The organism is Parasphingopyxis lamellibrachiae (genome assembly GCF_003385775.1).
GTDB classification, from domain to species: Bacteria; Pseudomonadota; Alphaproteobacteria; order Sphingomonadales; family Sphingomonadaceae; genus Parasphingopyxis; species Parasphingopyxis lamellibrachiae.
In genome coordinates this window covers 2562483-2584944 of sequence record NZ_QRDP01000004.1, presented here as the reverse complement: position 1 = coordinate 2584944, position 22462 = coordinate 2562483, and the positions used below count along the sequence as shown (strand labels likewise).

Here is a 22462-nt window from a genome sequence, read left to right as displayed (position 1 = left end):
CCGTCAGCTTGTTACCTCTCCTCGGCAGCGAGCCGTGAGATAAGGATGGCTGCACGCTTCGCCTGACGCGGGATCACGCTGAGATCGATTGTTTCCGCAGGGCCATGACTGCCCTCTCCGGCGGCGCCGAGGCCGGCCAGGGCATCGGTATATTCAGCGACAAAGGCTATATCGGCAGCGCCTCTTAGCGCAGGATCGAGCAGCCCCATTTCGGGCAGACCGAGATCCGAATTCACGCTGTTGAGCCGGTCGAACAATGCCCGGTTTCCTGCGGTCGGCGCCATCGGCGGATAGCCCTCGTCGAACAGGATTTCCGCGCCTGTACCGGGCGCATGATCGGCCACGATCTCCCGCATCCGCGCCCGGACCCGATCGGTCTGTTCCTGCGACAAGGTCCTGAAATCGCCGCGTGCTATCGCGATCGGCGGGATGATATTGGTCTTGCCCGTCGCCTGTGCGCGCAGTGCCTGCTCATCGAGTTCGGCGGTCGTACCACCAGCGAGTAGGCCGACGTTGAAGGTGAGATTCGGCTCGGGCAGTTCGCTGCGGAACCGCGAGATGATCCGCGCCATTTCGTAGATCGCCCCGTCGCCGGCCCAATCGCTGAAGATGGTCGAGCTGTGGCCCTGATTGCCGCTCGTCGTCAGCGTCCAGCTGTTGGAGGAACGCCGGGCAATCGTACCCATGTCCTGCCCATCGCGAATGGCGAGCCCTTCGAAACCAAGCGCGATATCGGCCCATTGCCCGGCCTCCACCAGATCGCGGCGTCCAATTGCCGCAGGCTCGCCGAAATCTTCCTCGTCGCCGGTCAGCGCCACGACGATATTGGCTCCCTCGAGCGTTCCCGCTTCGTGCATCGCCCTCAGCGCCGCGATAATCACGGCCACACCGCCCTTGTCGTCAACGACGCCCGGCCCGGTCGCGCGGTCGCCATTGCGGGTGAAGGTCTGAAAGGCGGAATCTGGCTCGAACACCGTATCGGTGTGGCCGATCAGCAGGATACGCCTGTTTGCGGGGTGGCCTTCGCGCCGCGCAAAAAAATGACCGGCCCGGTCGACTTCATCCTGATCGATAATCTCGACGGTAAAGCCCAGCGCCTCGAATTCCGGCCGAAGCATCGCCATGACGGCTCGGTTTCCCTCGACATTGCGCGTGCCGCTATTCTGGTTGACCACCCGTTCCAGCAGAGAGACAGTGCGCTCCATCTCGGCGTCGACGGTCTCGGTCATTCGCTGTTCCGCGGATGAGAGTTCGGCCTGTGCCGGTGCACCCGACGCGAGCGCGGCCAGTGCACATAATCCAATGAATTTCGACGGTTTCATACTCTTCTGTCCCCTAGATAGCGGCTGGCTGCGCCTAGCGCAGGATGGCCATCACAATGGCCAATGCGATAAATTGTCCGATGGCGATCAGGATGATCGTTCCGCGCAGACGCCGGGCCCGCGCTTCGCCCTGGGCATCGAGTTCGGCAATGGCTTCAGCCAGTTCTTGCTTTGTCGGCAGGCTCGCCATGGCCTGGCGGAGGAGTTCCGCATCAGACGCCTCGTCAAGCGGCGGCGGGATTTCATTTTCCGTATCGGATTTGCGCTTGGCCAGCCGGTCAGCCAGCATGGTGCCCGCCTTGGTTGCGGCCTCGATACCCGCGCGACGGACTTGCGGATGGGCCAGCGCGGAGATGATCCATGCCGGCCACGCCATTAGTAAACGCGCGCCTTGGGTTTGATATAGTCGATCTCTTCAGTCAGCGTATAATCATGGACCGGGCGGTAATCGAGGTTGACGTCGCCGCCCTTGCCGCCCCAACCGGTAAACCATGAAAGCGTGTGCTTCATCCATTCGCCATCGTCGCGGTCTTCGAAATCGTTGCGGGCATGAGCGCCGCGACTTTCCTTACGGACAATGGCCCCCTTGATCGTGCAATGGGCCTGGGAAATCAGGTTATCCAGTTCCAGCGTTTCGATGAGATCGGTATTCCAGATCAGCGAGCGATCGCTGACATCGACGTCCTGCATCTGCTTGTAGATGCCGTCCATCTTCTCGACACCCTCGGCCATGATCTCTTCGGTGCGGAAAACGGCGCAATGCGCCTGCATGGTTTTCTGCATGTCGAGCCGGATTGTCGCCGTCGGCGAACTGCCCTTGGCGTTGCGGAAATGATCGAGCCTTTCGAGCGCCATATCGGCGGCATCCTCCCGCAGCGGCTTGTGCGCGGACCCCGCTTTGGTGATTTCATTGACGCGCAAACCGGTTGCGCGGCCGAAGACGACAAGATCGATCAGCGAGTTGGAGCCGAGGCGGTTCGCGCCATGCACCGATACGCAGGCCGCTTCGCCGATCGCGAACAAGCCCGGGACGACATGGTCCGGATTACCATCTTTCAGGGTAACGACTTCGCCGTGATAATTGGTAGGAATCCCGCCCATATTGTAATGGACCGTCGGCACTACGGGCAATGGCTGGCGCGTAAGATCGACACCGGCAAAAATCTTGCCGGACTCGGTAATGCCAGGCAGCCGTTCGGCGAGAATGTTCGGATCGATATGGTCGAGATGAAGGTGGATATGATCCCCCTCCTTGCCAACGCCGCGCCCTTCGCGAATTTCGACCGCCATCGAGCGCGAGACGACATCGCGCGAGGCGAGATCCTTGGCGCTCGGCGCATAGCGCTCCATGAACCGTTCGCCTTCGGAATTGGTCAGATAGCCGCCCTCTCCGCGCGCGCCTTCGGTAATAAGGACGCCCGCACCATAGATGCCGGTCGGGTGGAACTGGACGAACTCCATATCCTGCAGGGGCAGACCAGCCCGCAGCACCATGCCGCCGCCGTCGCCAGTGCAGGTATGGGCCGAGGTGCAGGAGAAATAAGCGCGGCCGTAACCACCGGTCGCCAATACCACATTGTGCGAGCGGAACCGGTGAATGCTACCGTCTTCCATGCACATCGCGATCACGCCGCGGCATTCGGGCCCATCGGGGCCGTCTTCCATGATCAGGTCCAGCGCGAAATATTCGATGAAAAAGTCTGCATCATATTTCAGGCTCTGCTGATAGAGCGCGTGAAGCATGGCATGCCCGGTGCGATCCGCCGCAGCGCACGTGCGCTGGGCGGGAGGGCCTTCGCCCATATTCTGCATCATGCCGCCAAAGGGACGTTGATAGATCTTGCCCTCATCAGTGCGGCTGAACGGCACGCCAGCATGCTCGAGTTCGTACACGGCGGCTGGCGCTTCGCGCACCAGATACTCGATCGCATCCTGATCGCCCAGCCAGTCCGACCCCTTCACGGTGTCGTACATATGCCAGGTCCAGTGATCGGGCCCCATATTGCCGAGGCTCGCGGCGATCCCGCCCTGGGCAGCAACCGTGTGCGAGCGCGTCGGGAAAACTTTTGTGATGCAGGCCGTGCGAAGCCCGCCAGCGGCCGACCCCATGGTCGCACGCAGGCCAGAGCCGCCGGCGCCAACGACTACAGTGTCATAGGTGTGATCGATAATCTTGTAAGCATCGGCCATTATGCGGCGCTCCCGAATGCTATTTTCGCGATGGAGAAAATGGCGATAGCCGCCGCTCCGATCGCATAGAAATTGAGAAGGACGAGCAGCCCCAGTTTCGAGGCTTCGTTATGGACATAATCTTCCAGAACAACCTGCAGGCCCAGCCGCAAATGCCAGAAAACATTCGCCACGAGCACAATTGCCGCAATGGCAACCAGAGGCGAGGAGAGCCAGTCGGTAACAATCGCGTGGCTGAGGTTGGGGAGCCGGACCAGCGAAATGATAAACCAGCTGACCAGCAGGAGGTTACCCGCCGCCGTCAGCCTTTGCATCCACCAATGATGGGTGCCCTGCTTTGCGGAGCCGAGGCCGCGTACCCGGCCCAATCCTGTGCCTGTACCCATTAGCCTTCTCCTCCTACGAGACCCATGATCGCGGGCCAGAGCAGCCAGCCCCATAGGACAAGGGTCGCAACAATGGCTCCGGCTACCACCGCTATCGCCCAGCGGCGGTTTGTTTGCAGCTCATATCCCGCGCCAGCATCCATGACGAAATGCCGCAAGCCATTAAAAAGATGCGTGAAAAACGCCCAACTGAGGCCAATCCCCAATACGGCGCCCACAATGTTGATCGCGCCGCTTTCCACCGTCAGCAATCCCATAAAGCAGGCATAGCTTTCTTCGCCGCTGGCCGCTGCGAAAAACCAGCCCGCCAACAAAAGGCCGCCAACCGTTGCAAGGCCAACGCCGGTCATCCGGTGCAGAATGGAGACAAGCATGTTCGCGCCCCATCTCCAGTGACTCAAATGCGGGGATAATGGGCGAGAATGATTGCGTGACATAGGGTTTCTCTGGAGCTTTCCTGTTGCGCCTTCCTCTTAGACGAACCGCGCCTTCATGCAACCGGTCGCAGGATCGAAATTTGCAACACTAACACGCTATTAACCAATCCCATTTATGCAGGATATCCTTGGTATTTTATCGGGTGAGTTCGGAATAGAAATGAGCATTCAAGATCATATTGCCGTTTTCGATCATGATGGCAGCCTCGAGGCCATGATCAAGAAAATCGGCACTCTTGTCGAAGGGCATGAGCGCGCCCTGGCGGAAGAATTCTGGGACCGGTTCATAGCTATACACCCGTCGCTGGGCGATATGACGCCGGCACAACTCGAAAAGGCGATCGTGTACTCCACGGAATATAGCGTGGAAAAAATGAACCGGCCCTTCAATCAACGCTGGATCGATATCGCAGAGGCGCATGCGAAACGCATTCTCATAGCCGGAATATCGCCGAAAGAACTGTTTGCGTCATTGGCCCTGGTCAACCAGACGGTTCTGAAGATTATCCGCGATGCGACGGACGGAGATGCCGATCTCTTTCTCAAGCTTTCTCAGGCATATCTGGCATTTACCGCGCTCGAGTTCGATATCACCTCATCCTTTGTCAGTGACATTCTCCTCAGGCAGGAGGATCAGAAACGGCAGGAAAGCACCCAATTGTTCCGCGAAATGATCGAACAGACGGTCAAGGATGCAACCGGAGACAGTATGGCTGTGATAACCCGCACAAATGATGCGTCGCAGTCTGTCCGTGGCATGTTTGGCAAGGCATCGGAAGTAGCGGCAGCCGCCGAACAGTCGGCCATCGCCATGCGCGAGGCGGCCCAAACCGCAGCCGGCCTGATCCGCGCCATCGAGGAAGCGCGCAGCGAAGTGGAGACATCCGCCGAAGTCGCAACGCGGGCGTCCGAACAGGCGCAGGAAGCGGTACGCGTCAACGAGGCCTTGTCCGAGCATACGGTTTCGATCGAATCTATTCTCGGCCTGATCCGCGATGTTGCCGGTCAGACCAACCTGCTCGCCCTCAATGCGACCATCGAGGCGGCCCGTGCTGGCGATGCCGGCCGGGGCTTTGCCGTGGTTGCTCAGGAAGTGAAGTCCCTTGCCAATCAGACAGCGCAGGCGACGGACAATATTGCGAATAAAATCGCCGCGATACAGTCGGCGACCGCCCAGACCGTGGAAACCAACGAATCCATCCGTGCCACAGTGACCGAAGTACAGGAATCGGCGACCCGTATTCGCCGTGCGATGGAACATCAGGCCCAGACGGTGACAACCATCACCGCCGCAGTCGACGAAACCGCGCTGGCTGCCGATTCCATGTCGGGAACCATAGCGGCAATCCGCGAGGACAGCGAAAGCGTTTCATCAGACATCAGCCGCGTTTCGGATGGCTTCCGTGAAGTAGACGGCCATCTCCAGAAACTGACCGGCGCAACGGGCGAATTCGTGCGCCGCATGGCAGACGGCTAAGAGCTTCCGTTCGCCAGACAGTCCGCCTATCGAGGGCGGATGACTGATACGAAACCCAAACACATCCTGATCACCGGTGCACGCCGGGGGATCGGCAAGGCAGCCGCGACAAAGTTGCTGGAATCCGGTTCCCGTCTCGCCTGCCACGCTACACAGCGCGATGAAGGTATCGCCATCGCCAGCGATTTCGACACGCCCGGTGCGGCCGGAGCAACATGGCAAGAGGCACTCGATCTGCTCGATGGGCGGATAGATGTCATCGTCAACAATGCCGGTGTGTTCGAAGCCTCTTCGATCGAACAGGATGACGAAAGCTGGCGCGTCGATTTCGACCGAACCTTGCGGATCAATCTGACCGCGACCGCCGAACTTTGCCGGCTTGCCGTCCATCATTTCCGTGAACAGGGCGGCGGCCGGATCGTCAACATTGCCAGCCGCGCCGCATATCGCGGCGACAGCCCCGACCATTGGCATTATGCGGCGTCGAAAGGCGGCATGGTGGCAATGACCAAGACGATTGCGCGGGGCTATGCGGCGGAAAATATTCTCGCCTTCACGGTTTGCCCCGGCTTTACCATGACCGGCATGGCCGAAGACTATCTGGAGAGTCGCGGCGGTGAAAAACTGCTGCGCGACATCCCGCTGGGCCGCGTCGCAACGCCGGAGGAAGTCGCCGAAACAATCCGCTTCTGCGCTCTCGACGCGCCGCCTTCGATGACCGGCGCGGTTATCGATGTAAACGGCGCCAGTTTTGTCCGCTGAGATGGAAAGCTGGAAACTGACCCTGCCCTGCACCAGGGCCGAAGCGGAGATCCTCAAAGAGGATATCGCGCCCTTCGTCCTGCTGGAACCCGTGCCGGTCCTCATGACAAGCGAGATCGATCCCGCCGCGCCCGATGACTGGCAACTCGACATTTATTTCGAGGAAGAACCTTCGGCGGCCACGGTGACTATGGCCAAGCAACTCGTCCCCAGCTCAGCCGACACCACGCCCGTTATCATCAGGCTTGACGATCAGGACTGGGTGGCCATCAGTCAGGAGGGTCTGGCGCCGATCCGGGAAGGCCGTTTCTTCGTTCATACCCCCATCCACCGGGATGAGATTCCGGAAGGGGCGCTCGTCTTCGAAATCGATGCGGGCCAGGCCTTTGGGACGGGCCATCATGAGACGACTGCCGGATGCCTTGCGATACTCGATACACTCAAATCGCAGGGACGGCGGTATCGTAGCATCGCGGACATCGGCACGGGAACCGGAATATTGGCTTTCGCCGCAATGGCGCTTTGGCCGAATGCCGAGACTATCGCCTCGGATATCGATCCGCTTGCGATCGAGGTGGCGGAGCAAAATGCCGCGATCAATGCCGTGCGGATCGGCCGGGGCTCCGGTCAGGTCGAAATGCTGGTCGCCGCGGGACTCGCGCATCGCCGCCTGCGCGCCCGAGCGCCGTACGACCTGCTGATCGCCAATATACTGGCCGGACCGCTGATCGAGCTTGCTCCCATCTTCGGCAATGGCGTCGCGCCGGGCGGAACGCTTGTGTTGGCCGGCCTGCTCGACAAGCAGGCAGACGCCGTAGCTTCTGCCTATCGCCGCAATCGCTTCCGGCTCGCCGAAAGGCTGAACCGGGGTGAATGGTCTATCCTCAGGCTGGAGAAGCGGCGCGTTCGCGGGCATAGGCCTGCGTCCCGCGGGTAATCACCCGGTCACCTTCGGCGATATCGTCGGGTGCATAGTCGCGCGCATCGGCAAGTTCGGCATAGAGGGGCGCGAAATCGGTTTCCACGGTCTGGCGCAACAGCTCCTCGAAACTGGGTATGACGAAGTAGACCTGCTGGAAATCGTCGATCCGGTAATTGGTCTGCATCACCCGTTTCATGTCGAAGCCGATCCGATTGGGGCTCGGATCGTCGAGCGCGAACACGCTTTCCCCATGGCTCGAAACAATGCCCGAACCATAGATGCGCAGGCCTTCCGGCTCCTCGATCAGCCCGAATTCCACCGTATACCAGTAGAGCCGGGCGAGATGGTCGAGACTGTCATATTCGAGCGCCCTGAGCCCGCCCCGGCCATAGGCTTCCATATAATCGGCGAACACCGGGTTCGCGAGCATCGGCACATGACCGAATACATCGTGAAACACGTCCGGCTCCTGCAGATAGTCGAGCTGGTCGCGCCGGCGGATGAAATTGCCCGCCACGAAGCGGCGGTTGGCCAGATGATCGAAAAAGACATCATCCGGAACGAGGCCCGGTACGGCCACGACCTGCCAGCCCGTCTCCTTCATCAGCTTTTCGGACAGTTCCCCGAAATCGGGTATTCCCGGCTTTGATAGATTGAGCACATCAATACCATCGAGAAAAGCGCGGCTCGCCCGGCCCGGCAACTGCGCAAGCTGCCGTTTGAACAATATATTCCAGGTTTCGTGGTCTTCGGGTGAATAGGCGTTCCAGTCCTGCGGGATCGTCCAATCCGCACCCGCGCCTTCCGGGGGCTTTTCCAAAACATGTGTGTCTTCTGTCATGGGCATCAATATAACAGTAATGGACGAAAAGGACGAATGATCGAGATCAAAAATATCGAAGAAGCCCGATGACAGGGATCGCGCGGTGTACAGGCCGGATCATATCGGCCCTCGGCCTGACTTTCCTCGCCTATATTCTCGCCGGAATCGGGGGATCGCTGGTCCCGAGCAATGCAGGATGGCAGGAACCCGACACCGGGATCACGATCTATGTGCATGACAACGGCGTCCATACCGGACTGGTCCTTCCGCGCCGCAACGCCATCGCCGACTGGAGCGATCTTGTCCGACCCGAACATCTGGCCGATCCGCGCTATGCAAGCGACCATCTGCTGTTCGGATGGGGCGACCGGACCTTCTACCTGGAAACGCCGACATGGGGCGACCTGCGGCCCTCGACGGCATTCGCCGCACTGTTCGGCAGCGAGGCGAGCCTTGTCCATGTCGATCATATCGCCGCGCCGCGGCAGGCCGATGATCTGCGCGCGATCAGGGTAACGCCCGACCAATACCGGCGGGTTGCACTGGAGATCCGCGCCCGCTTTGCCCTGGGCAATGGCGGACAGTCCCGGCCCGTAGGCGGTTATGGCCCTGCCGATGTCTTTTACGAAGCGCACGGCCGGTACAACGCGCTGAGGACCTGTAACGAATGGACGGGATCCGTATTGCGGAACGCCGGAATACGGGTCGGCGCCTGGACCCCGTTCAATTTCGGCGTGATGCGCTGGTTTTAGCCGGCCCCTGCGACGATCTTCGCCCAGGCGACTTCGTCAATCACATCGATACCAAGGTCGGCCGCCTTTTTGAGTTTGGATCCAGCCCCCGGCCCGGCCACGATCAGGTCCGTTTTCGCGCTCACCGATCCGGCCGCCTTCGCACCCAGTCTTTCGGCCTGCGCCTTGGCCTCGTCCCGGCTCATCGTTTCCAGCTTGCCGGTAAACACCACCGTCTTGCCGGACACCGCGCTTTCGGTGACTACCACCTCGTAACGCGGCGGATCGACCTCACCCAGCAGATCGTCCCAGGCCGCCCTGTTATGCTCCTCATGGAAGAAATCGGCGAGCGCAAAACCGGCCGCCGTCCCGATCCCGTCGGTGCCCACTTCGAGGATGGATTTCACGGCCTCGGTCATCCGGTCGCGAAACTTGCCGTCCGACTCATCCTCAGCCTGGGGGTTCGCTTCGCGATAGGCAAATATCGCCGCCGCCTTTTCCGGCAGGCGCCGGATATCGCCCAGTCCCTTGAGCAGGTCGCGGGCCGTGACAGCGCCGATATGGCGGATGCCGAGACCGAACAGCAGGCGCGCGGCATCCGGCTCCCGTTTCGCCTCGATCGCGGCGAGCAGATTGTCGACCGATTTCTCCTTCCAGCCTTCCCGCGCGAGCAGGTCCTTGCGCTTCTCGCGCAAGCGGAAGATGTCGGCGGGCCCCTTGTCGAGCCAACCGAGATCGAAAAATTCGCGGATGCTCTTTTCGCCCAGCCCGTCGATATCCATGGCGACCCGGCTGACGAAATGGATGAGCCTTTGAATCCTTTGCGCGGGGCAGATCAGCCCGCCCGTGCAGCGGACATCGACCTCGCCCTCCTCCGCCACGGCATCCGATCCGCAGCGCGGGCATTCGTGCGGAAAATCATAGAAATCGCGCGCCTCGTCCCGCGAGAGATTATCGACAACCTGCGGGATAACGTCGCCCGCGCGCTGGACGACGACCCGATCGCCGGGACGGACACCGAGCCGCTCGATCTCGTCGCGATTGTGCAGCGTGACGTTCGACACGACGACGCCGCCCACCGTAACAGGCTTCAGCCGTCCGACCGGCGTCAGCTTGCCCGTCCGGCCGACCTGGATGTCGATGGCCTCAAGAACCGTTTCGGCGCGCTCGGCGGGGAATTTGTGCGCAAGCGCCCAGCGCGGAGCCTTGGCGACGAAGCCGAGCCGCGCCTGCCAGTCCAGCCGGTCCACTTTGTAGACAACGCCGTCGATATCATAGGGCAGGTCTGCGCGAAGCCGTTCGATCTCGCGATACTGGCCGAGCATTGCGTCCAGCGTTTCCAGCGGTTTGAGATGCACCGACACCGGGATGCCCCAGCTCCGAATCTCTTCCATGACGGCCATCTGCGTGTCGCCGGGCACGGCGCTCGCCACGCCCCAGCCATGGGCGAGAAAATTCAGCTTCCGGCTTTCCGTGATCGCCGGATCGATCTGGCGCAGCGATCCGGCGGCCGCGTTGCGCGGATTGGCGTAGATTTTCTCGTCCGCTTCTTCCTGGCGCGCGTTCAGATCGGCGAAGGCCTGTTTCGACATATAGACCTCGCCGCGAATCTCGAAAATATCGGGAGCATGGGTGGGCAGTTCTTCCGGGATATCGCCAATCGTCCGGGCATTGGCGGTCACATCCTCGCCCACCTGTCCATCGCCGCGCGTCGCCGCCTGCACCAGCTTGCGATCCTCATAGCGGATGGAGAGCGACAGCCCGTCGATCTTGTCCTCCGCCGTCATCGCGACGGGCGCGTCTTCGGCAAGGTTCAGGTAGCGGCAGATGCGGGCGAGGAACTCGGCGATATCCTCATCAGCGAAACCATTGTCGAGCGAATAGAGCCGCTGTTCATGCGCAACTTTCGAGAGCGGTGAATGCGCGATGGCCGCGCCGATCTGTTTTGACGGGCTGTCCTCGCGCACGAGATGCGGGAACTGCGCCTCCAGTTCCGCATTGCGACGGATCAGCGCGTCATAATCGGCGTCCGAAATTTCCGGCGAGTCTTCCGCATGGTACAGCCGGTTATGCCTGGCGACCTTCTTCGCCAGCCGCATCAGCTCATTGGCGGCATCGGCTTCGGAGAAGCTCGAAATATCGGGCATCATTCCGCCTCCTCTGAAGAGGAGGGGGCTTTTATGCCATCGACACGCTCAGCATTGGCGCACGCGATCATACGCCCTCCAGCAGCCGATCCGCCTGTGCTCGCGCCTCCTCGGTAATCTCCGCGCCCGACAGCATCCGGGCGATTTCTTCGCGGCGCTCCCCATCATCAAGGCGTTGCACGCCCGTGCGCGTCACCAGCCCGTCCGAGCTTTTCGCGATCTGCCACTGATGGCCGGCGCGCGCGGCAACCTGCGGGCTGTGGGTGACGACGAGCAATTGCGCGCCTTGGGCGAGCCGGGACAATCGTTCGCCGATCGCGCTCGCCACCGCGCCGCCGACGCCGCGGTCGATCTCGTCGAAGATCATCGTCGCCGCGCCGCCCTGTTCGGCCAGCGCCACTTTCAACGCGAGGATGAAGCGGGAAAGTTCGCCGCCCGATGCAATCTTGGCGAGCGGGCCGAAAGGCGCGCCGGGGTTGGTTGAAATCTCGAAAGCGACGCGGTCTTGCCCGCTTGCGGTCCATTGCGCGTCATCCAACGTCTCGACGGCTGTGTGGAACTTGGCAGCGTCCAGTTTGAGCGGGGCGAGTTCTCCGGCGACTGCCTTGTCGAGCGCCTTGGCTGCGGCGGTGCGTTTCTTGCTCACCGCATCCGCCTTGACGACATAGGCCGCCCGCTTGGCCGCTACATCGGCCTCCAGCGCGGCAAGATGCGCGCCGCCAGCTTCAATCCGTTCCAGCTTCGCCGCCATCTCTTCGGTCAGAGCGGGCAACGCATCCGGATCCACCCTATGCTTGCGGGCGAGGGCACGGATGTCGAAGAGCCGCGTTTCCGCTTCATCAAGCCGGGCGGGATCGAAGGCAAGGATATGGGACGCTTCGGCGAGCTTTTCTTCGGCCAGATCCGCTTCGATCAGGGCGCGGTCCAGCGCGGCCAGCGCCTCCCCCAGCACTTCATGTTCGCCGGCAATGCGGTCGGCGCGGCGCGCGGCCTGCCGCAATTTGGCGAGCCCGCCGTCCGACCCGTCGAGCAGTTCCGCAATCTCGGTGAGATCGTCCGCGATCCGATCACCCTTCTGCATCTTCGCCCGGGCCTCGGCGAGCGTGTCCTCTTCGCCCGCTTCGGGAGCAAGCGACCTCAGCTCTTTCACCGCATGATCGAGAAAATCCCGATCCCGCTCGGCTTCCTCAACCTCGGCACGCGCCTCGGCAAGTTGATCCTCTGCCGCGCGCCACGCATCCCAGGCCCTGGCCAATCCGTCGAGGTCGATATCACCAAAGCTGTCCAGCAGCGCGCGGTGCCCCTTGGCATTGAGCAATCCGCGATCGTCATGCTGGCCGTGTATCTCAACAAGCAATCCGCCAATCTCTCGCAAAAGCGCCGCGGAAACCGGCTGATCGTTGACGCTGGCCCGGCTGCCCCCATCGGCCTTGACGATACGGCGCACGATAAGCGGCTCGCCCGGTTCGGCATCCAGTCCGCTCTCGGTGAGCAGAAGCCCAACGGGATGGCTGGCGGGAAGATCGAAGGTTGCACTGACAACAGCACGTTCCGCGCCCTGACGCACCAGTCCGCTATCGGCGCGCACGCCCAGCGCCAAGCCTAGCGCGTCGAGAAGAATGGATTTACCGGCACCTGTCTCGCCGGTCAAAGCTCCAAGCCCGTCCGAGAAAGACAGGTCCAGCGCCTCGATCAGCACCACATCGCGAATGGAAAGGCCGGTCAGCATGTCCGGCTTTTAGCCGAATTGACGCGCGAAACCAGCTCTGGAATCCCCAACGACGGTAAATCGCTGACCTTAATCGGTGCCGGTTGCCTGCACGCCGCCATGACGCCGCATCAGCTCATAAGCACGGGTGTACCAGCGCGATTCGGGATAGTTGTTCCCGAGCACTGCCGCCGAACGCCGTGCTTCCTCGACTATGCCGAGCGCCAGATAGCTCTCGGTCAGCCGCATCAGCGCTTCGGGCGCATGGGTCGTCGTATCGTAGCTGTCGACAACATTGCGGAACCGGACCGTGGCGGCCAGCCATTGGCGGCGACGCTGATAGAAGCGGCCGATTTCCATTTCCTTGCCCGCCAGATGGTCATTGACCAGATCAAGCTTCAGACGCGCATCAGCCGCATAAACGCTTTCCGGATAGCGGCGAACGACCTCGTTCAGAGCGACCTGCGCCTGGCGCGTGACCGACTGGTCCCGCGTTACATCCGACATCTGCTCATAATAGCTGATCGCGATGAGATAATAGGCATAGGGCGCATCGCGATTGCCCGGATGGATCGAGATGAAGCGCCGCGCGGAGGAAATCGCCTCCGGATATTCGCGCGCAAGATAAAAGCTGAAGGCGCCCATCAGCTGGGCGCGACGCGCCCAGGGCGAATAGGGGTGCTGGCGCTCGACTTCGGAGAAGATCGCCGCGGCCAGGGCGTATTGGTTCCTGTCCAGCCTGTCCTTCGCCAGATTGTACAGGGTGTTGACGTCGCGCGCGACATATTGCGTGTCGGCACGGGTTTGGGCACTCGGACCGGCGCACGAAGCAAGCGGAACGAAAGCGGCAGCGGCTAACAACAGTGCTGCGGGGCTGGACTGGATACGCATTCCACAGCCTCTAGCGCAGCCAATCGCAGACGCCAAGGGAGCAGATTCTTCTGTTGCGGAGAGGGTTCCGAACGGCAGTTGTTCGGCTATAGCCGGACCGATGTTACGCGTGTTGACCCTTGCGACCCTGTTTCCCGATGCTTCGCGGCCGACTTTCGGCGGCTTTGTCGAGCGGCAGACGCTGGGGCTGGCGACACGGGCCGATGTCCAGCTTGAGGTAGTGGCGCCGATCGGCATGCCGCCATGGCCGCTCAACCGACATTCCCATTATCGGCGCTTCGCCGAAATACCCGAAACCGAAGTGTGGAAAGACATAATCGTCCACCGACCGAAATTTCGGCTCGTCCCGCGCGTGGGCGGTCCGATGGCGCCGGCGGCGATCGCGAAAGCCCTGCTCCCCCTCCTCCACAAGATTCGCGAACGTTTTGCGTTCGATATTATCGATGCGGAATTTTTCTATCCGGACGGCCCCGCTGCCATGCGTCTTGCCGAAGCACTGAACCTGCCCTTCTCCGTCAAAGCGCGGGGCGCGGACATCCACTATTGGGGCAAGAGGGCGGGATGTGCGTCGCAGGTTCTCCAGGCCGGAAAGCGGGCCGGCGGCCTTCTCGCCGTCAGCGAGGCGATCAAGCGGGACATGACAGCGCTTGGCATGGCGGCGGACACTATCACCGTCCATTACACAGGAATCGACAAGGATCGCTTCCACCCGGTCGACCGGGCTGCAGCGAAGGAGGCCTTGGGTATCTCCGGACCGCTTATCGTAACGACAGGGGCCTTGATTCCGCGCAAGGGCCAGGCGCTGGTCATCGAAGCGCTGAGACAGATTCCCGATGCGAACCTCTGGTGTATCGGCGAAGGGGCCAACCGGCCCGCGCTGGAAAAACTGGCACGGGATCTCGGCCTGTCGGAACGCGTGCACCTGCCCGGCAACCTGCCGCATGAAGAGGTGGCCGAGATGGTCGCAGCGGCCGATGTGATGGCGCTGCCCTCCGCATCGGAAGGGTTGGCCAATGCCTGGGTCGAGGCGCTTGCCTGCGGAACGCCCATCGTGATCAGCGATGCGGGCGGCGCCGCCGAACTGCTGGACCGGGCCGAAGCGGGCGCGATCGTCGAACGCGATCCATCCGCCATTGCCACCGCGATCCGCTCAATCCTGAGCAATCCACCAAACCAGCAAGCCGTGCGCAGCACTGTCGACAAATTTTCCTGGGAGCGGAACGGCGATGCGCTGTTCCGGCATTTGTCAGGCCTGGTCGAGCGGCAATAAAGCGGCAGCGATCCAGCGGCCTTCATTCCGCAACAGCCCCCAACTGCGCGCCGCCGCGCGGCTGTCCATTGCCTCGACGCCGATATTGCGCTCTTCGACGGCGGCCACAAAAGCCGGCGCCGGGCGGCGCAGATGCGCGCCGGTCCCGAGCAACAGAAATTCCGGAAATGGCTCGATGGCCAGCAAAGGCTCCAGCAAGTCAGGATTCAGTGCGTTCCATCCGGGGGCTTCCCAGCCGCGCACCCACTCCGGGGTGAGCCACAGTCCGCCGTCGAATATCTGGTCGTCAACGCGAAACCCGTTACCGGCAAAGCCAGTCAGCAGTGGACCAGAAGCAGGGGTTTCGCGCTGAAGCGCAACCATTAGCGGTCGTACCCCTCCTTATGGATTCTCTGCCCCGAAGGGCTGGTCTCTTCGGGAACGAAAGTATCGGAACCGACCTTGAGCCAGATGAGAACCGGTGAGGCCATGTAGACCGAGCTGTATGTACCCACGAAAACGCCTAGCAACATCGCCACGGTAAAGCCGAACAGCACGTCCGGACCGACGAAAACCAGGACCACAAGCGCTATAGCCATGGTCAAGCTGGTCATCACCGTGCGGGCGAGTGTCTCGTTGACCGAAAGATCGAGCAACGGAACAATCTCCATCTTGCGATATTTGCGGAGGTTTTCACGAATCCGGTCATAGACGACGATCGTGTCGTTCAATGAATAGCCGATGATCGTCAGCAGAGCCGCGACGATATTGAGATTGAATTCGAGCTGGGTGAGCGCAAAAAAGCCGAAGGTAAGCGCAACATCGTGAAACAGCGCAAACAGCGCGCCGACCCCGAACTGCCACTCGAAGCGCAACCAGATATAGAGCGAAATCGCCAGCATAGCGAGGCCAAGCGCCAATGCGCCGGCCCGAAACAGTTCGCCCGAAACCTTGCCCGAGACGGAATCGACCGAATCGATCCGCGCGCCTGCATGCTCGCCTTCGATCATCTGGGTAACGCGTGTGGAAACAGCGCTTGCCAGTTCCGGGTCATCGTCAACCCCCTCGGTAACCCGCATCCGGATCGATACCTGATTCTCGTCGCCGAAACGCTGTATCGAAGCTCCTTCCACGCCAAGAGCATCGATATCTTCGCGCAACTCGGCAATGGGAGCCACGTCATCCTCGGTAAACGTCACCTGGATCATCTGGCCACCGGCAAAATCGACGCCGAAATTCAACCCCCGTGTGACCGTGAGCGCAATCGAGGCGACAGTCAGAATGATCGACAAGATGATCGCGACGTTCCGCCATTTGAGGAACCTGATATTCGTGTCGTCCGGAACAAGCTTGAGAAGACGCATCATATGTTCAGCTCCGTCGGGCGCTTATTCTTTATCCAGACCGAAACCATCATGCGCGTCACGGTTACGGCCGTGAAGACCGAAGTGACGATGCCGAGCACCAGCACAACCGCAAAACCGCGCACGGGGCCCGAGCCGAAGGAGAACATCAGCACGCCGCCGATAAAATTGGTGATGTTCGCGTCGAAAATCGCCCGGCTGGCTTCCTTATAGCCGGTCTGGACAGCATCGATAACCTTGCGGCCGCGCCTCTGTTCCTCGCGTATTCGTTCGTTGATTAGCACATTGGCATCCACAGCGGCGCCCACGGTGAGCACGAAGCCTGCGATTCCCGGCAAAGTCAGCGTCGCATCGAGCAACGCCATGATCGCAAGGATCAGGAAAAGGTTCAGGCCAAGCGCGACATTCGCATAGATACCGAAACGTCCATAGGTGACGATCATGAACGTCATCACCGCGATGGTGGCGATCATACCGGCAAGCCCGCCCCAGCGGATCGAGTCCCCGCCGAGCTCCGGACCAACGGTGCGGTTTTCGATAACGGCAAGTTCGATCGGCAAGCGGCCCGACCGCAGGGCGATGGCGAGCTCGTTGGCGGACTGCACCGAGAAGCTCCCGCTGATCTGCGCATTGCCGCCCAGGATGGGCTCGTTGATATTGGGCGCCGAAAGCACTTCGCCGTCGAGCAGGATCGCGAAAGGCCGACCGACATTTTCCTGGGTCACACGCCCGAATTCGCGTCCGCCGGTTCCGTCGAAAGTAAGATTGACCGTTACCTGACCAGTGCGCTGGTCGAATCCCTGTTGCGCATTCACGAGCTGATCGCCCGACACCATTACGCGCCGCTGGACGATGACGCAGCCCGTGCCATCGGCCGGATTGGCATAGGGCATGGCCTCGCTGCCGATGGGCGCCTGGCAAGCCAGCGCCATATTCGGATCGGCTTCATAATTGACCAGCCGAAACTCCAGCGATGCCGTACGCCCGAGCAGGGCCATCAGCGATTCCGGACTATCGAGACCCGGCACCTGCACGACGATACGTTCGGTGCCCTGCCGGATAATTGTCGGCTCGCGCGTACCGAGCTCGTCAATTCGCGTCCGTACGACCTCGGTAGCGGTGTTAACCGCGATATCTATCGCTTCGGCATTGCCGGCTTCGGTCGGCGTTACGACGATCTGCAACGAATCCTCGTTCTCGACGCTGAAATCGCGCTGACCGGTGAATCCAACAGGCTGGGTCAAAGCCCGCACACGCTCCATCGCATCATCAAGCTGCGCCTCGTCCCGCACCGTAAAAGTTACGGCTCCGCCGCGGCGCGACAGACTTCCGATTTCTATGGTCGGACCGTCATCCTCCATCGCATCTTCAATCCGGTCGGACAAAGTCTGGAGGCGCTGTTCCTGGAACTCTTCGGTTTGCGCCTCGAGCAGGATGTGTACACCACCAGAAAGATCCAGGCCCAGATTGATCGAAGGCTGCGGCAGGAACTCGGGGATATAGGCGCGCTGCTCCTCGGTGAGGAGACTGGGAATCGAGAGCAGGACGCCAATGACGAGCATCGCCGTAAGCATCCAGACCTTCCAGGGCGGAAAATCGTTCATGACGTGCTGTCTGTCCTAGTCGTTCGCTGCGGGAGCATGGGGATTGCGGACGTCGGAGAGCGTGCCCTTGAGCGCGGTCACCTTCTGTCCGCCGCCAAGATCGATTTCAATCTCTTCGTCATTCACCTTGGTAACCTTGCCGAGCAGACCGCCGCCGGTCACCACCCGGTCACCTTTTTTTACCGCAGCGATCATCTCGCGATGTTCTTTCATCCGCTTCTGCTGCGGACGGATCAGCAGGAACCAGAAGATCACGAAGATAAGGATCAGAGGCACAAGCTGGATAATGAAGGAGCCGGCGCCTCCGGATGGAGCGGCAGCGGCGAGAATAGGAGTGGCGGACATGGATGGAACCTGTAAGCTGGTTAGCGGGGCCTCTACAACAAATGCCCCTGTTCAGAGGCGCGCCTCTATCACCTAAGGTGCGTTTCGCGCAACTTCCATGCGCAGCCTGCACATTTATTTGCATACCGGCCTGTGTCGGTTAGCAGGAGCGCACAGAAAACTAAGGAGAGGACATGCCATGATTATCGTCGAAGGCTGGGTTCGGATGGAAGCCGGCGAGTTGGACAGGCTCCGTGATGCTGCTGTCACCATGTTGGAGGAAACGCGCAAGGAAGACGGGTGTATCAGCTATGCATTCGCCCGGGCCATCGAAGAACAGGATGTCATGCGGATCGCGGAAGTTTGGGAAAGTCAGGAGGCACTTACCGCGCATATGCAGACGCCGCATATGGCAGCCTTTAATCAAGCGCTGGGCGGTGCAAAAATTCTCGGCGTCAGCGTCAAGAGTTATCCGGCGGAGTCCTGTCAGACGCTGATGGGCGAATAGCGCGCGCAGACTGTTGCAACCATCGTCGGACAACGGTAAACGCGCCCCCTTGGTCGGGGCGTAGCGCAGCCTGGTAGCGCATCATACTGGGGGTGTGGAGGTCGCTGGTTCGAATCCAGTCGCCCCGACCAGTCACTTCCACCGAAATTACAGCGATTGAGGCGCACACTGGGCCATGCAACCGTCGCGGTGTGCAGCCCTGACGAATATTTTGCTGTCCTATAGTTCTCCATATAGGTTATTTTTGTACGCTTCTGTTTACCAAGGAGATGCATATGTCTGTGTTTACAGCCTTACTCGGCCCGCTCTCGACCGTTATCGATCGCGTTTTGCCCGATCGCGAGGCGCGGGATCGCGCCAAGCTGGAACTGCTGAAACTGGAAGGCACACAGGCGGCCGAAGGTATCCGCGCCCAATTGTCGGCGATCATCGCAGAGGCCCAATCGCCCGACCCATGGACCAGCCGGGCCCGGCCGAGTTTTCTCTACGTGATGTATGTAATGCTGCTCTGGGCGCTGCCCATGGGGCTGTTGGCAGCCTTTCGTCCTGATGCAGCCCAGGACATCGCGGCCGGCATGAACGCCTATCTCCAGGGCATACCCGAACCGCTCTATGCGCTCTTTGGCACGGGCTATCTGGGTTATACGGCGGCGCGCCAATGGGGGAAGGTCAAAGGCGTGGAATAAGATTCCCCCGCTTCCCGGAGAATTGGGGCGGCGCAATCCGGTGCGATCGCGGTAAAGCACCCTTGGGTGTAACCGCCTTCGCTATCCGGACGAACCAGCTTAGCCTCGATACTCAAGGGAGAGAATAATGCCTGACACGACCGAGAAGCGAAGCCTGGCCTCGATGCTGGCGGTTGCCGGCGGCCTCGCACTTGCCGCGCCGGCACTACAAGCCTGCTCATGTGCAGCCGGTTGCTGCGCAGCCGTTGCGGAAGCCGGTTCCGGCTGCTGCGCCGCCACCGGCGATGCCCATGACGGCGGCTGTTGCGCAGCCGCAGCGGAGCGCGGTTGTGCCGCGGCCGCCGAAGCAGTGGCCGAAGGCTGTTGCGCCGCGCACTGACCGACGATCCTGAAACGACGCTATTTGCTCTGACTGAGCAGATGGCGTCGCAGGGTGTTTCGCTCGTTCCCCGGGTTGTTCCGCTGGATACCGATTTTCGGCAATGGACACACTATCCCGAAAAGGATGCTGTCAGCCCGACCACCGGCGCGCGCTGGTTCTACCATGCCCACCCGCCTGAGCTGCGGGCATCCGGAGAACATGGCCATTTCCACCTGTTTCTGCCGCTCGATGCATTTGCAGGTATCGAACCGCGCGCCACGCCCGAACCGAAAAACGAAAAGGGTAAAAGCCCGGCCAGGGTCGTCCACTTTATCGCTCTGTCCTGCAACCTTGAGGGTATACCCACGCATTGGTTCACGACAAATCGCTGGGTCACCAACGAATATTTCATGGCCGCGGATGCGATAATCGAGCGGCTTGAAGGATTCGACGTTCGCGACGCCAATGCCGATCCGCTCGTCAATGGCTGGCTGACCGCCGCCGTCACCGCCTTCCGGCGGCAAATCGGGGAGTTGATCTGCCAGCGCGACGCGGCGCTCGCCGACAGGTCTCTGGACGACCGGGATTTGGAAATACTCTCGACCGGCGCTTTCGAAATCTGATCGTTGAAGCGGTCAGGCAGCCTTGCTGAACGTATCCATGGTTTCGCGCAGTTTGGTCGAAAGCGTGCCGCGCTTATAGGGCTTGGGCAAGATGGGGAATTCGCTGCCCTCTCCCCGGGCCGCCGCTTCGCTGTATCCGGTAGCGAGCAGGATCGGCAATGTCGGTTTCTGACAGCGGACTTTGGCCGCCAGATCCAGCCCGCTCAGCCCCGGCATAACGATGTCGGAAAAGACGATGTCGAAACCGCTCGGCTCGTCATCAAGGGCAATCAGCGCTTCTTCACCGCATTTTGCATGAACCACTTCACAGCCCATATCTTCAAGCAGCGATTGCGCAAAAACGGCAACCGTCCGGCTATCTTCGACCAGTAGCACCCTCGTGCCCCGCGGCACGTCAAGGTCTGCGCCCTTATCCTCGCGACCGGTGCTGCTTGCCAGTTCGGCTTCCGCGCGCGGAAGATGCAGGCTCAGCGTCGTACCCCGGCCCACTTCGCTCCTGATTTCCAGTCGCCCGCCCGATTGCGCTGCAAAGCCGTATGCCTGCGATAGGCCCAGACCGGTGCCTTCGCCGGGGCCCTTTGTCGTGAAGAAGGGCTCAAAGACATGGTCCAGTATTTCGGGTGCAATCCCGACCCCGGTATCTGAAATAGACAGGCAGACTTCCTCGCCGTTCGGGCCGCCGACATTTTGCGTAGCCAAAGTCAGCGTACCAGCCCCTTCCATCGCAAAGCGCGCGTTGATCGCGGCGTTGAGGATGAGGTTTTCCAGCTGTGTCGGGTCGGCACGAACGGGCCAGAGATCCGCCCCCGGCATCTTGAGAATACTGACCTCACCGCCGAGGGTTCGTTTCAGTAGCTCTGTCATATCGAGAATCACGGCATTCAGGTCGACCCGCTTGGGCTGAAGCGGCTGGCGCCGGGCAAAAGACAAGAGCTGGCCGGTGAGCTCAGACGCGCGATCCGCCGTTTCGACGATCGCGTTTATGTGCCGCGCCTTGGCTTCGTCGGAAAGCGTCTGATTTTTCAGAAGCTCGGCCGATCCGCGGACCACAGTCAGCAGATTATTGAAGTCGTGCGCGATCCCGCCCGTCAATTCGCCCAACGAGCGCAGTTTCTCGGACTGGTTGAGCGCTTCTTCGGTCGCCGCCAGATGGCGCCTTGCTTCATATTGCTCGGTGATGTCGCGGGTGATTTTTCCGAAACCGATAATGGAGCCACCCTCGTCATGGATGGCCTGAACATGGCTCTCCGCCCGGAAACGCTCGCCATCGCGCCGTACACGCCAGCCTTCTTCGAAATACCGCCCGGCGATGCGGGCCTGTTCCAGAATCTGGTCCGGCATGCCGCGTTCGCGTTCCGCTTCGGTATGAAAGACGGACATATGCTGGCCGATCGCTTCTTCCGCCGTATAACCGATGATCCGTTCAGCGCCGGCATTCCAGTTTGTGATATAGCCTTCGGGACTAAGCATGAAGATCGCATGATCGTGCAGTCCCTGAATCAGGGTCTGAAATGCTTCCTCGCTCGCGTGTAGAGCACGAGCTGCGTCATGCTGCCTGGTTTCATCGTAGACGATGCCGACATAGCCGACATGGTCACCGGCAGAATCCACTTTCTTCACGATACTGATCCGGGTCCATGCTTCGGAACCATCCCAGCGCTCTCGCAGTCCGACCGAATCCAACCGCCCTTCGCGCGCAGCGGTTTTCAGATTTTCCCAATAGAGGCCGGATTCCCGATCTTCGGCCGTATAGAATTTCTCGAGCGGATAGCCGACAACTTCGTCGACAGGTGCAACCTGATAACTGCGGGAAATCGGCGTCCAAGCCGTACACACGCCGTCGAGATCCAGAGCAAATATCGCGAAATCGCTGATCTCACCCAGCAGTTCGCTCACCTGCGGATCGTCTATCAAGGCCATTCTGGATGCTTGTGCCGCGCTCATGAG

At 60.8% G+C, this 22462-nt stretch carries 23 protein-coding genes and 1 tRNA gene; 10 read left to right on the top strand and 14 right to left on the bottom strand.

Annotated elements, in window-relative coordinates; genetic code table 11:
- Positions 1 to 11: 11 nt before the first annotated feature.
- Genes DFR46_RS12985 through sdhC form a run of 5 tightly spaced genes read right to left on the bottom strand, consistent with a single transcriptional unit; the run spans position 12 to position 4335 of the window.
- The gene (locus DFR46_RS12985) at positions 12 to 1322 is read right to left on the bottom strand and encodes a M20/M25/M40 family metallo-hydrolase (protein ID WP_116236822.1); all 1311 of its coding nucleotides are present in this window, start codon (positions 1320 to 1322) and stop codon (positions 12 to 14) included.
- A gap of 34 nt (positions 1323 to 1356) precedes the next feature.
- On the bottom strand, positions 1357 to 1698 hold the full coding sequence (locus DFR46_RS12980) for a hypothetical protein (protein ID WP_116236821.1): 342 nt from the start codon (positions 1696 to 1698) through the stop codon (positions 1357 to 1359).
- Positions 1698 to 3512, bottom strand: a complete 1815-nt coding sequence (sdhA, locus tag DFR46_RS12975) for a succinate dehydrogenase flavoprotein subunit (protein ID WP_116236820.1) — start codon at positions 3510 to 3512, stop codon at positions 1698 to 1700. The genes DFR46_RS12980 and sdhA overlap by 1 nt, the downstream gene beginning before the upstream one ends.
- Entirely contained in the window at positions 3512 to 3898 is a 387-nt protein-coding gene (gene sdhD / locus DFR46_RS12970; protein ID WP_116236819.1) for a succinate dehydrogenase, hydrophobic membrane anchor protein, read from the bottom strand. Before sdhD ends, sdhA begins: the two co-directional genes overlap by 1 nt.
- The gene (sdhC, locus tag DFR46_RS12965; RefSeq protein ID WP_116236818.1) at positions 3898 to 4335 is read right to left on the bottom strand and encodes a succinate dehydrogenase, cytochrome b556 subunit; all 438 of its coding nucleotides are present in this window, start codon (positions 4333 to 4335) and stop codon (positions 3898 to 3900) included. Before sdhC ends, sdhD begins: the two co-directional genes overlap by 1 nt.
- 160 nt (positions 4336 to 4495) lie before the next feature.
- On the opposite strand from sdhC, the gene DFR46_RS12960 reads away from it, so the two are divergent.
- From DFR46_RS12960 to DFR46_RS12950, 3 genes are read left to right on the top strand one after another with little or no spacing between them, the layout of a single operon-like run.
- Positions 4496 to 5812, top strand: a complete 1317-nt coding sequence (locus DFR46_RS12960; RefSeq protein WP_245953852.1) for a methyl-accepting chemotaxis protein — start codon at positions 4496 to 4498, stop codon at positions 5810 to 5812.
- Positions 5813 to 5851: 39 nt separating this feature from the next.
- Complete coding sequence (locus DFR46_RS12955) at positions 5852 to 6574, top strand: SDR family NAD(P)-dependent oxidoreductase (RefSeq protein WP_116236816.1); 723 nt, start codon at positions 5852 to 5854, stop codon at positions 6572 to 6574.
- A 1-nt stretch (position 6575) separates the two neighbouring features.
- Positions 6576 to 7511 carry a 50S ribosomal protein L11 methyltransferase gene (locus DFR46_RS12950; protein ID WP_116236815.1) on the top strand — a complete coding sequence of 312 codons (936 nt, stop codon included), beginning with the start codon at positions 6576 to 6578 and terminating at the stop codon, positions 7509 to 7511.
- Here DFR46_RS12950 and phhA read toward each other — a convergent pair.
- Entirely contained in the window at positions 7459 to 8337 is an 879-nt protein-coding gene (gene phhA, locus DFR46_RS12945) for a phenylalanine 4-monooxygenase (protein ID WP_116236814.1), read from the bottom strand. The genes DFR46_RS12950 and phhA overlap by 53 nt on opposite strands.
- Positions 8338 to 8405: 68 nt before the next feature.
- On the opposite strand from phhA, the gene DFR46_RS12940 reads away from it, so the two are divergent.
- Positions 8406 to 9071, top strand: a complete 666-nt coding sequence (locus tag DFR46_RS12940) for a TIGR02117 family protein (protein WP_116236813.1) — start codon at positions 8406 to 8408, stop codon at positions 9069 to 9071.
- Here DFR46_RS12940 and ligA read toward each other — a convergent pair.
- The 3 genes from ligA to DFR46_RS12925 all read right to left on the bottom strand — a co-directional run bounded on the left by ligA (position 9068) and on the right by DFR46_RS12925 (position 13796).
- On the bottom strand, positions 9068 to 11197 hold the full coding sequence (gene ligA / locus DFR46_RS12935; RefSeq protein WP_116237349.1) for an NAD-dependent DNA ligase LigA: 2130 nt from the start codon (positions 11195 to 11197) through the stop codon (positions 9068 to 9070). The two genes, DFR46_RS12940 and ligA, sit on opposite strands and share 4 nt — an antisense overlap.
- A gap of 67 nt (positions 11198 to 11264) precedes the next feature.
- Positions 11265 to 12926, bottom strand: coding sequence for a DNA repair protein RecN (gene recN, locus DFR46_RS12930; protein WP_116236812.1), 1662 nt, complete (start codon positions 12924 to 12926; stop codon positions 11265 to 11267).
- Between the two features lie 69 nt (positions 12927 to 12995).
- Complete coding sequence (locus DFR46_RS12925) at positions 12996 to 13796, bottom strand: outer membrane protein assembly factor BamD (RefSeq protein WP_116236811.1); 801 nt, start codon at positions 13794 to 13796, stop codon at positions 12996 to 12998.
- 100 nt (positions 13797 to 13896) lie between these two features.
- On the opposite strand from DFR46_RS12925, the gene DFR46_RS12920 reads away from it, so the two are divergent.
- Complete coding sequence (locus DFR46_RS12920; RefSeq protein WP_116236810.1) at positions 13897 to 15066, top strand: glycosyltransferase; 1170 nt, start codon at positions 13897 to 13899, stop codon at positions 15064 to 15066.
- Here the strand turns inward: DFR46_RS12920 and DFR46_RS12915 are convergent.
- Genes DFR46_RS12915 through yajC form a run of 4 tightly spaced genes read right to left on the bottom strand, consistent with a single transcriptional unit; the run spans position 15043 to position 18358 of the window.
- Positions 15043 to 15429: an Mth938-like domain-containing protein gene (locus tag DFR46_RS12915; protein ID WP_116236809.1), complete on the bottom strand. Its 387-nt coding sequence runs from the start codon at positions 15427 to 15429 to the stop codon at positions 15043 to 15045. The genes DFR46_RS12920 and DFR46_RS12915 overlap by 24 nt on opposite strands.
- Positions 15429 to 16409, bottom strand: coding sequence for a protein translocase subunit SecF (secF, locus tag DFR46_RS12910; RefSeq protein WP_116237348.1), 981 nt, complete (start codon positions 16407 to 16409; stop codon positions 15429 to 15431). Before secF ends, DFR46_RS12915 begins: the two co-directional genes overlap by 1 nt.
- Entirely contained in the window at positions 16409 to 18013 is a 1605-nt protein-coding gene (gene secD, locus DFR46_RS12905; RefSeq protein ID WP_116236808.1) for a protein translocase subunit SecD, read from the bottom strand. The genes secF and secD overlap by 1 nt, the downstream gene beginning before the upstream one ends.
- Positions 18014 to 18028: 15 nt before the next feature.
- Positions 18029 to 18358, bottom strand: coding sequence for a preprotein translocase subunit YajC (yajC, locus tag DFR46_RS12900; protein ID WP_116236807.1), 330 nt, complete (start codon positions 18356 to 18358; stop codon positions 18029 to 18031).
- Positions 18359 to 18536: 178 nt separating this feature from the next.
- On the opposite strand from yajC, the gene DFR46_RS12895 reads away from it, so the two are divergent.
- From DFR46_RS12895 to DFR46_RS12875, 5 genes are all read left to right on the top strand, one after another.
- Positions 18537 to 18845, top strand: coding sequence for a putative quinol monooxygenase (locus DFR46_RS12895; RefSeq protein ID WP_162843476.1), 309 nt, complete (start codon positions 18537 to 18539; stop codon positions 18843 to 18845).
- Between the two features lie 54 nt (positions 18846 to 18899).
- A tRNA-Pro gene (locus tag DFR46_RS12890) sits at positions 18900 to 18976 on the top strand.
- A 144-nt stretch (positions 18977 to 19120) separates the two neighbouring features.
- Positions 19121 to 19531 carry a holin family protein gene (locus DFR46_RS12885; RefSeq protein WP_116236805.1) on the top strand — a complete coding sequence of 137 codons (411 nt, stop codon included), beginning with the start codon at positions 19121 to 19123 and terminating at the stop codon, positions 19529 to 19531.
- Between the two features lie 127 nt (positions 19532 to 19658).
- Positions 19659 to 19910, top strand: a complete 252-nt coding sequence (locus tag DFR46_RS12880; RefSeq protein WP_116236804.1) for a hypothetical protein — start codon at positions 19659 to 19661, stop codon at positions 19908 to 19910.
- On the top strand, positions 19895 to 20515 hold the full coding sequence (locus DFR46_RS12875) for a DUF6969 family protein (protein WP_116236803.1): 621 nt from the start codon (positions 19895 to 19897) through the stop codon (positions 20513 to 20515). The genes DFR46_RS12880 and DFR46_RS12875 overlap by 16 nt, the downstream gene beginning before the upstream one ends.
- A gap of 12 nt (positions 20516 to 20527) precedes the next feature.
- Here DFR46_RS12875 and DFR46_RS12870 read toward each other — a convergent pair whose 3' ends face one another.
- The gene (locus DFR46_RS12870) at positions 20528 to 22435 is read right to left on the bottom strand and encodes a hybrid sensor histidine kinase/response regulator (protein WP_162843475.1); all 1908 of its coding nucleotides are present in this window, start codon (positions 22433 to 22435) and stop codon (positions 20528 to 20530) included.
- Positions 22436 to 22462: the final 27 nt, after the last annotated feature.